The following is a 7,122-nucleotide window of genomic DNA, read 5'->3' as shown; positions in this document are numbered from 1 at the left end:
GTCACCGCCCCGCCCCGACCGCGCCGGTCCGGATCACGATCAGCCTTCCCCGGCGGGGATGTGCTCCGCGAGTTCGACCTCGAACACGAGCGGCGAATAGGCGGGAATCGCCGGTGGCCGACCCTCGGTCCCGTACGCGAGATCGTACGGCAGCACGAGCTTGCGGCGTTCGCCCATCCGCATGCCCGTGACGCCCTCCACCCAGCCGTCGATCAGGGCGGTCGAACCGAGGACCATGTCGAGCGGCTCCGGAGGGCTGTGGTCGTGGCTCGAGTCCACCTTGCTCCCGTTCGGAAGCCAGACGGTGTAGTGCACGCCCATCTCGTCGCCGTAGCCGGCCGGCGGTCCGCTCCCCTCCTGCAGCACCTGGATGAAGAGGCCGCTCTCGGTCTCCTCCATCGCATCGAGGTCGACCGCGAGTTCGTCGGCGAACGCAATCTCCCGGAGATCCGTGATTACACCCTCGGGCGTGCCGGCCGCCTCGGTCGTTTCCGGAGCCTCGTGCACGCCCTCCTCGTCGCTCTCCGCGTGCTCTCCCGCGTCGCCCGCGCAGGCGAGGGCGAGCGGCGCCAGGAGCAAGGCCGCCGCGGTCCGAAACCCGTTCGATGTCATGTCACGCCGCATGGAATTTCCTCCGAGAGTGGAAAGTGGCGAATCGCCCGAATGTAGCGGCATTTCAGCGCGGGTTGCTAGTATCGGGACATGAAAACTCACTCTGTGTTCCGACCGGCGTCCGGACTGGCGTGCCGGTCCGCTTTCAGCGCCGCGTCCCGGGCCGGGCTCGTCCTGCTCGTCGCCGCCTGCGCCCCTCGTCCCGCGGCGGACGAGGACGCCTCCGGTTCGGCGGCGGCAACCGATCTCACCCCGGCGCAGGAACTCGTGGCGCGATCGGTGGCCTTCCACGATCCGGACGGGGTCTGGGGCAGCCGGTCGATCTCGATGTCGTGGGTCGGGACCGACGGAGAGGGCGGGGAACGCGTCGCCGTCGACCTGGAGTTCGGCGCGGACGAGCGCGACTTCGCCCTCGCGGGCCGCTATCGAGGGTCCGCGATCGAGTACGAGACGACGGCCGATGGCTGGTCCGCGTCCGTGGACGGGGTCGCGCAGGCGGACCTCCCCGACGCGGACCGCGAGCGCATGCGCCTCCATCGAGAGGACGGGATGTTCTGGCGCAGCTACTACGGGTTCCTGGCGGGTCTTCCGATGAAGATCTCCGACCCCGGCTCCCATCTCGATCACGATGTCATCGAGACCGCCTTCATGGACCGGGAGGTCCACGCCGTCCGGGTCACCTACGACCCGGATACCGGCGGCGACACGTGGTACTTCTACTTCGATCCTGCGACGGCGCAGCTCGTGGGGTGCCGCTTCTACCACGAAGAGAGCGCGAACGACGGCGAGTACATCACCTTTGAGGGCCTGACCGGAGACAGCGGACTGCGCCTGCCGCGACTGCGGGGCTGGTACGTGAACGCCGATGGCCGTCATCTGGGGACCGATGAGGTGCGGACGGTTCGGGTCGGTCCGTGACCCGGTTCGGCCCGTAACCCCGGGCGGGATCGCGGGGTCGCGCCGGGAGGTCCGCCGCTCCGGTATCGCGGTTGCGGTCATCTTCGCCGCCCTCGCGGCGGTGCGGTGCTCGGAGTCGACGCCGCCCCCGCCCCCGCCGCCTCCCATGACGAGCGGGGACTGCGTCCTGTCCTTCGTGATCGACGGAGATTCCGTCCGGTGCGCCGATGGCCGGGAAATCCGACTCCTCTCCATCGACACCCCTGAAATGGCGCAGGAACCGTGGGGCGCCCGCGCCCGCGCCGAGTTGCTGCGGGTGGCTCCGGTTAGCACGGCGCTCAGGGTCGAGTACGACGCGGTTCGCGTGGACACCTTCGACCGGGATCTCGCCTACCTCTTCCTTCCGGGCGGGGACATGCTGAACGAACACCTGGTCGCGAGCGGGTATGCGCTTGCGTTCATCATCCCCCCCAACCGTCGCTACGCGGATCGCATCGAGGCCGCGGAGGCCGCCGCCGAGGCCGAGGGGCGAGGGTTGTGGGGCGAGTGGGGGTTCACCTGCCGCCCGGTCGATTTCAGGCAGGACCGCTGCTGAAACCGGCGGGAGACCGGATAGAGCGTCGAGCGGGTCCGTCCGTCAGTCGAGCGACGACATGAAACGCGACTCGATTCTCAGGTAGCTCCCGCCACCTCCGGGAACGTCGGCGAAGATCTCGCGCCATTCGGGCGTTCCGAGGACTGCCGGGAGCTTCTCGTCCCGTTCCTCCTTCGACGCCCAGCGGATGACCCACGTGACGTTCGCGGGACCGAGTTCGTCCTGCTCCGCGCCCCGGACCTCCGCGGGGACCCCCGATTCGAGCCAGAAACCGACGATGTCCAGGTGTTCGCGCAGGTAGCGGATGTAGTCGCCCTGCGCGACCTCCGCGTACTCCTCGAACCGCGCCGGGTCGAAGTGATAGTTGCGGATCTCGTAGATCGCGCCGTCCTGCGCGGGCGTGGCGTTCGGTCTCGCGGCGGCGACACCGAGGAGGAGGACGGCGCCGAGTGCGGCGAGCGCGAGGGTGTGCGGCGTTCGTGGGGAACCGGTCATTCGTGCCTCCGATCAGCCCGTCGTGCGGGCTAGTGCAGTGCCAGGGACTCGACGAAGCGGTCGACCTGCTCCGTCGTGTTGTAGATGTGGGTTGACACACGGATCGCGTTGTGGCCATCGCGCTGGTGCTCGTCGATGTGGGATGAAATGCTCGCCTCGAACGCCGCCACGGCGGCCACGGCGTCGAGACCCTCCTTCTCGAAGATCGTCGATCCGGGCGCGCTCCGGTCGCGGGCGCCGCTGAGAAGCGTGACGCCGTCCACCTCCGCCAGGCGCGACTTGAGGTGATCCGACAGATGGCGGCACCGTGCCTCCACGGCGGCGAGTCCGACCGCCGCGACGAAATCGACCGCCGTCCCGATCGCGGCGCGCACGGGGAATGCCGCGGTGCCCGGGGGGCCGAACTGAGGCTGCTCCGGGGTGGCATCGGGCGCGAAGGCCGTCCGGATGCGGTCGCGCGCATCGCGTCGCACGAAGAGGAAGCCGGTCCCCGCCGGGGCCAGCATCCACTTGTGCAGGCTCACGCTGTACGCGTCGCAGCCCAGGGCGGTCAGGTCGATGGGGAACTGCCCCACCGCCTGCGCGCCGTCCACCAGGCTCACGACCCCCCGCTCGCGCGCGAGTCCGCAGACCGCTTCCACGGGATAAAGATGCCCTCCGCGGGTGACGTGACAGAAGGAAACCGCCCGCGTCCGGGGCGTGATCGCGTCGTCGAACCGGGAGAGAATCTCCTCCTCCGGGGGCAGGGGGCTGGGGATGAAGACCTCGTTCACCCGGATCCCCTCCCGCACCTGCCGGAACTCCCACGGACGACGGCCCGCCGGGTGTTCCTGGGTCGTGATCAGCACTTCATCGCCGGGGCTTAGCGCGACGCCGATGCTCTGCAGGTGGAGCGCCTCCGACGCGTTTCGCGTGAGGGTGAGTTCGTCCGGCCGCACCGAGAACAGGTCGGCGAGCCCGGGCACGACGTGTTCCGCGATCCGGGCGCTCAGATCCGAGCGGCCGCGGACGGGAAGTTCGGCCATGGCCCGGTATCCCGCGGCGACCGCGTCCACGACCTGCCGCGGCGGCATGCCGATGCTCGCGTTGTTCAGGTAGGCCGTGCCGGGCTCGACGAGGAAGTGCGCGCGCACATCGTCCCAGTCCGCGTCGTCCGTCCCGGCCGGGGTCCGGAGCGGCGGGAGTTCCGCGGACGGCGCGTCGCCCCCCCAGGCGGCGCAGGCGGGGAGGCCGAGGGCGGCGGCGCCGGTCGCCCCGAGGCGGAGCCACTCCCTCCGGTCCAGGAGGCCATGGCGGTCGTCTCCGGTGCCCGCCCCGGTCATGGACAGCAGCGGGAGCTGCGCGTGAAGGACATCGAGTTTCCGCTCGGGAAACGCAGCGTCAGCGCGTCGCCGTCGATCTCGACCCCGGTCGGCTCGAGCGGCCCCTCCCCATCCCGCGCCGTCATCGCAAGCGGGCTCGCCGGCAGGCCCGCCATCGTGCGTCCGTACGAGAAGTGATGAAGGTGCTCGAAGGTGAGCGTCTCTCCGTCGAAGGTGTAGCGTCCGCCCTCGCCGGAGCCGCGCCTGGGCTCGTCGCCATCCATGACGAAGAAGAGGACCTGCCACTCGCCGTCCGTGAAGACGATGCGCCCGCGGACGGGATGCCGGGCACCGCTCGCGAGGACATATTCGTTCGCGGCCTAGGCGCCCGCGAGGGCGTCGGCCCGCGGCGAACGCGCCCCCCCGGCCCCTGGCGCCGCGGGGTCGACGAGGCCACCGGCCAGCCCCGCGAGACCGAGAGAGGAGCCGAGGAGGGCAAGGGACGCAAGGGACGGTCTGAGCATGGTCTGCACCTCCGGGTCGCCGGGGAACGTTGGCCCCGCAACGTGACGCGGCCCGCGGCGAGCGACAAGCGGCGCCCGGCACCCACGGACCACCCCGGGGTCGCCCGGTCTCCGCGATCCCCGTACCGTGAGATCGTCCGCCGGATGACCGGAGGCGCAACCGAATCGAGAGGGTCGAGCGATGCGAACAGAGTGGCGAGCGTGGAGCGTGGTCCGTGTACTCCTGACCGTGGCGGTGGCGGCGTGTGCAGCGGCGTCAATGGCTCCGCCAGCGGCCCGGGCCCAGGAAGTCGGTCCGCCGAACGGGTCGCTCGTCATCGTGGGCGGCGCCATGCGGAGCCCGGAGATCGCGAACCGCTTCGTGCAACTCGCCGGCGGGACGGATGCGCGCATCGTCGTCATCCCTACGGCGGGCGGAGCGGAGTCCTACGGGCCGTCGTTCGGGGGCGTGAGGCCCTTCCAGGCGGCGGGCGTCGAGCACCTCACGGTCCGCCACACGGACGACCGGGACGAGGCGAACAGCGAAGCCTTCGTGGCCGCGATCCGGGAGGCGACCGGGGTCTGGTTCACCGGCGGGCGCCAGTGGCGCCTGGTCGATTCCTACGCGGGGACGCGCACGGAGGACGAGTTGTGGGCGCTCCTCGAGCGCGGCGGCGTGATCGGCGGTTCGTCCGCCGGCGCGACGATCCAGGGGTCGTACCTGGCGCGGGGAGACACGGCGACGAACACGATTATGATGGGGAGTCACGAGGAAGGGTTGGGATTCCTCCGAAACACCGCGATCGACCAGCACCTCCTCTACAGGAACCGGCAGTTCGACCTGCTGGAGATCATCGAAGCGAGGCCCGAACTCCTCGGCATCGGGATCGACGAGAACACCGCGATCGTCGTGCAGGGCGACCGCTTCGAGGTGATCGGAGAGTCGTACGTCGTCATCTACGACAACCAGAGCACGCTCGACAGCGGCGGCCTGTTCTACTTCCTCGCCCCGGGCGACCAGTACGACCTGGCGACAAGGCAGGCGTACCGTCCGTCCCGCGGGCTTCAACCGCTCGGCCGCGTCGAAGGGCGCCCCTGGCCCCGACGCCAGCCCGACCGCTGAGCCGCCAGGTCGACCGCTGACCCGCCGGCTCGACCGCTGACCCACAACCCCCGGGGCGTCCGGTGAGGCGAGGGCTCGTCCTCGTCGCGCTCATCGCGGCGGGGGAGGGCGTCTTCCTTCTCCCCTTCGTCCTCGCGCGCGTCTTCCGCCCGACGCTGCTCGACGCGTTCGGGATCACCAACCTCGAACTGGGGACCGCCTTCTCCCTGTACGGGATCGTGGCGATGGCGGCCTACTTCGCCGGCGGCCCGCTCGCGGACCGGTTCTCGGCCCGTCGGCTCATGGCGCTCGCGCTGCTCACGACCGGACTCGGCGGGATCGTGCTGGCCGACTTTCCTCCGCCGCGGACGATGAACCTGCTGTGGGCCTTCTGGGGGATGACGACGGTCCTCCTCTTTTGGGCCGCGATGATCCGGGCCGCGCGGGAGTGGGGCGGCCAGTCGGCCCAGGGCCGCGCCTACGGCTTCCTCGACGGGGGCCGGGGTCTCCTGGCGGCGCTGGTCGCGACGCTCTCGGTGGCGGTCTTCGCCTGGCTCCTCCCGGGCGAGGCGTCGGCGGCCACGCCCGAGGAGCGGGCCGCCGCCTTCCGCGGGGTGATCCGCGTCTTCACCGGAATCACCCTCGCCAGCGCCGTCTTCGTGTGGTTCGTCGTGCCCGACAGCCGCCCGGGCGCCGACACCGACGGCCGCGCGAAGCTGTCGCTGGAGGGGGTGCGGGCCGCATGCCGGATGCCGGTCGTGTGGCTGCAGGCCGTCATCATCATCTGCGCCTACACGGGGTACAAGGCCACGGACGACTTCTCGCTCCTGTCCCGGGACGCGCTCGGCTTCAACGACGTCCAGGCCTCCGGGATCGGCACGCTCGCGTTCTGGATCCGCGCCGCGGCGGCGATCGCGGCCGGCTTCCTCGGCGACCGGATCGACGCATCCCGCGTCATCGTGTGGGGCTTCGCGATCCTCATCGGCGGCTGCCTGCTCATCGCCTCGGGCGTCCTCGTGCCCGGGCCGGCCTGGATGCTCATCGCCACCATCGTCACCGCCAGCGTGGGCATCTACGCGCTCCGCGGCGTCTACTTCGCCCTGCTGGCCGAGGGCGCCGTGCCCCTCGCCTACACCGGGAGCGCGGCCGGCCTCGTCTCCGTCCTCGGCTTCACCCCCGACGTGTTCATGGGACCGCTGATGGGCGTCCTGCTCGACAACTCGCCGGGCCTCCCCGGCCACCAGCACGTGTTCGCCGCCGTCGCTGGCTTCGGCGTCATCGGCCTCCTCGCCGCCCTCGCTTTCCGCCGCGTCACCCGCAAGTCGACACTACGCTAGGGCACGAGGCTACGGCACGAGGGCGGGCTCCCGCTTCCTGAGCACGAACAGGCCCTCGCGCATGCTCGACACGATGATGTTCCCGGAGGGGAAGAATGGGTAGTTGCTCCAGGACCCCGCGAAGCCCGGCGCGTCCGGGCTCCCCGGCACCGTGTCGAAGAAGCCGGCCGGCACGGGGTTCTCCGGGTCGGAGATGTCGAAGATCCGGAGTCCGCTCACGTAGTTCGACTGGTACATGAGGTCGCCGCGGATGTAGAGGTTGTGGTCCGACGCCGCGTTG

At 70.7% G+C, this 7,122-nt stretch carries 10 protein-coding genes; 4 read left to right on the top strand and 6 right to left on the bottom strand.

The genetic code is table 11. The annotated features are described in order from the left end of the window. Positions 1-39: 39 nt before the first annotated feature. The gene (locus OXN85_08950; protein MCY3600086.1) at positions 40-624 is read right to left on the bottom strand and encodes an FKBP-type peptidyl-prolyl cis-trans isomerase; all 585 of its coding nucleotides are present in this window, start codon (positions 622-624) and stop codon (positions 40-42) included. Positions 625-702: 78 nt separating this feature from the next. Here OXN85_08950 and OXN85_08945 point away from each other — a divergent pair, with 78 nt between their 5' ends. Continuing rightward, positions 703-1,530, top strand: coding sequence for a DUF6503 family protein (locus OXN85_08945; protein MCY3600085.1), 828 nt, complete (start codon positions 703-705; stop codon positions 1,528-1,530). Positions 1,531-1,675: 145 nt separating this feature from the next. Beyond that, positions 1,676-2,104 (top strand): thermonuclease family protein, encoded by a 429-nt coding sequence (locus OXN85_08940; GenBank protein MCY3600084.1) that lies wholly within the window; start codon positions 1,676-1,678, stop codon positions 2,102-2,104. A gap of 42 nt (positions 2,105-2,146) precedes the next feature. Here the strand turns inward: OXN85_08940 and OXN85_08935 are convergent, their stop codons facing one another. The 4 genes from OXN85_08935 to OXN85_08920 all read right to left on the bottom strand — a co-directional run bounded on the left by OXN85_08935 (position 2,147) and on the right by OXN85_08920 (position 4,424). Next, entirely contained in the window at positions 2,147-2,599 is a 453-nt protein-coding gene (locus OXN85_08935) for a hypothetical protein (GenBank protein ID MCY3600083.1), read from the bottom strand. A gap of 29 nt (positions 2,600-2,628) precedes the next feature. Beyond that, positions 2,629-3,921: an aminotransferase class V-fold PLP-dependent enzyme gene (locus OXN85_08930; protein MCY3600082.1), complete on the bottom strand. Its 1,293-nt coding sequence runs from the start codon at positions 3,919-3,921 to the stop codon at positions 2,629-2,631. Further along, positions 3,918-4,184, bottom strand: coding sequence for a hypothetical protein (locus OXN85_08925; GenBank protein MCY3600081.1), 267 nt, complete (start codon positions 4,182-4,184; stop codon positions 3,918-3,920). Before OXN85_08925 ends, OXN85_08930 begins: the two co-directional genes overlap by 4 nt. A gap of 96 nt (positions 4,185-4,280) precedes the next feature. Further along, positions 4,281-4,424, bottom strand: coding sequence for a hypothetical protein (locus tag OXN85_08920; GenBank protein MCY3600080.1), 144 nt, complete (start codon positions 4,422-4,424; stop codon positions 4,281-4,283). Between the two features lie 208 nt (positions 4,425-4,632). Between OXN85_08920 and OXN85_08915 the strand changes: the two genes are divergently transcribed. Both OXN85_08915 and OXN85_08910 read left to right on the top strand, forming a co-directional pair. Next, positions 4,633-5,526, top strand: coding sequence for a cyanophycinase (locus OXN85_08915; GenBank protein MCY3600079.1), 894 nt, complete (start codon positions 4,633-4,635; stop codon positions 5,524-5,526). Positions 5,527-5,588: 62 nt separating this feature from the next. Further along, entirely contained in the window at positions 5,589-6,842 is a 1,254-nt protein-coding gene (locus OXN85_08910) for an MFS transporter (protein ID MCY3600078.1), read from the top strand. A 9-nt stretch (positions 6,843-6,851) separates the two neighbouring features. Here the strand turns inward: OXN85_08910 and OXN85_08905 are convergent. Further along, on the bottom strand, positions 6,852-7,122 hold a 271-nt coding region (locus OXN85_08905), incomplete at its 5' end, for a choice-of-anchor B family protein (protein MCY3600077.1).

Origin of the sequence: Candidatus Palauibacter australiensis (assembly GCA_026705295.1) — a bacterium.
Taxonomy (GTDB): domain Bacteria; phylum Gemmatimonadota; class Gemmatimonadetes; order Palauibacterales; family Palauibacteraceae; genus Palauibacter; species Palauibacter australiensis.
The sequence above is the reverse complement of the archived record's forward strand: the minus strand, read 5'-3'. Positions and strand labels throughout refer to the sequence as shown.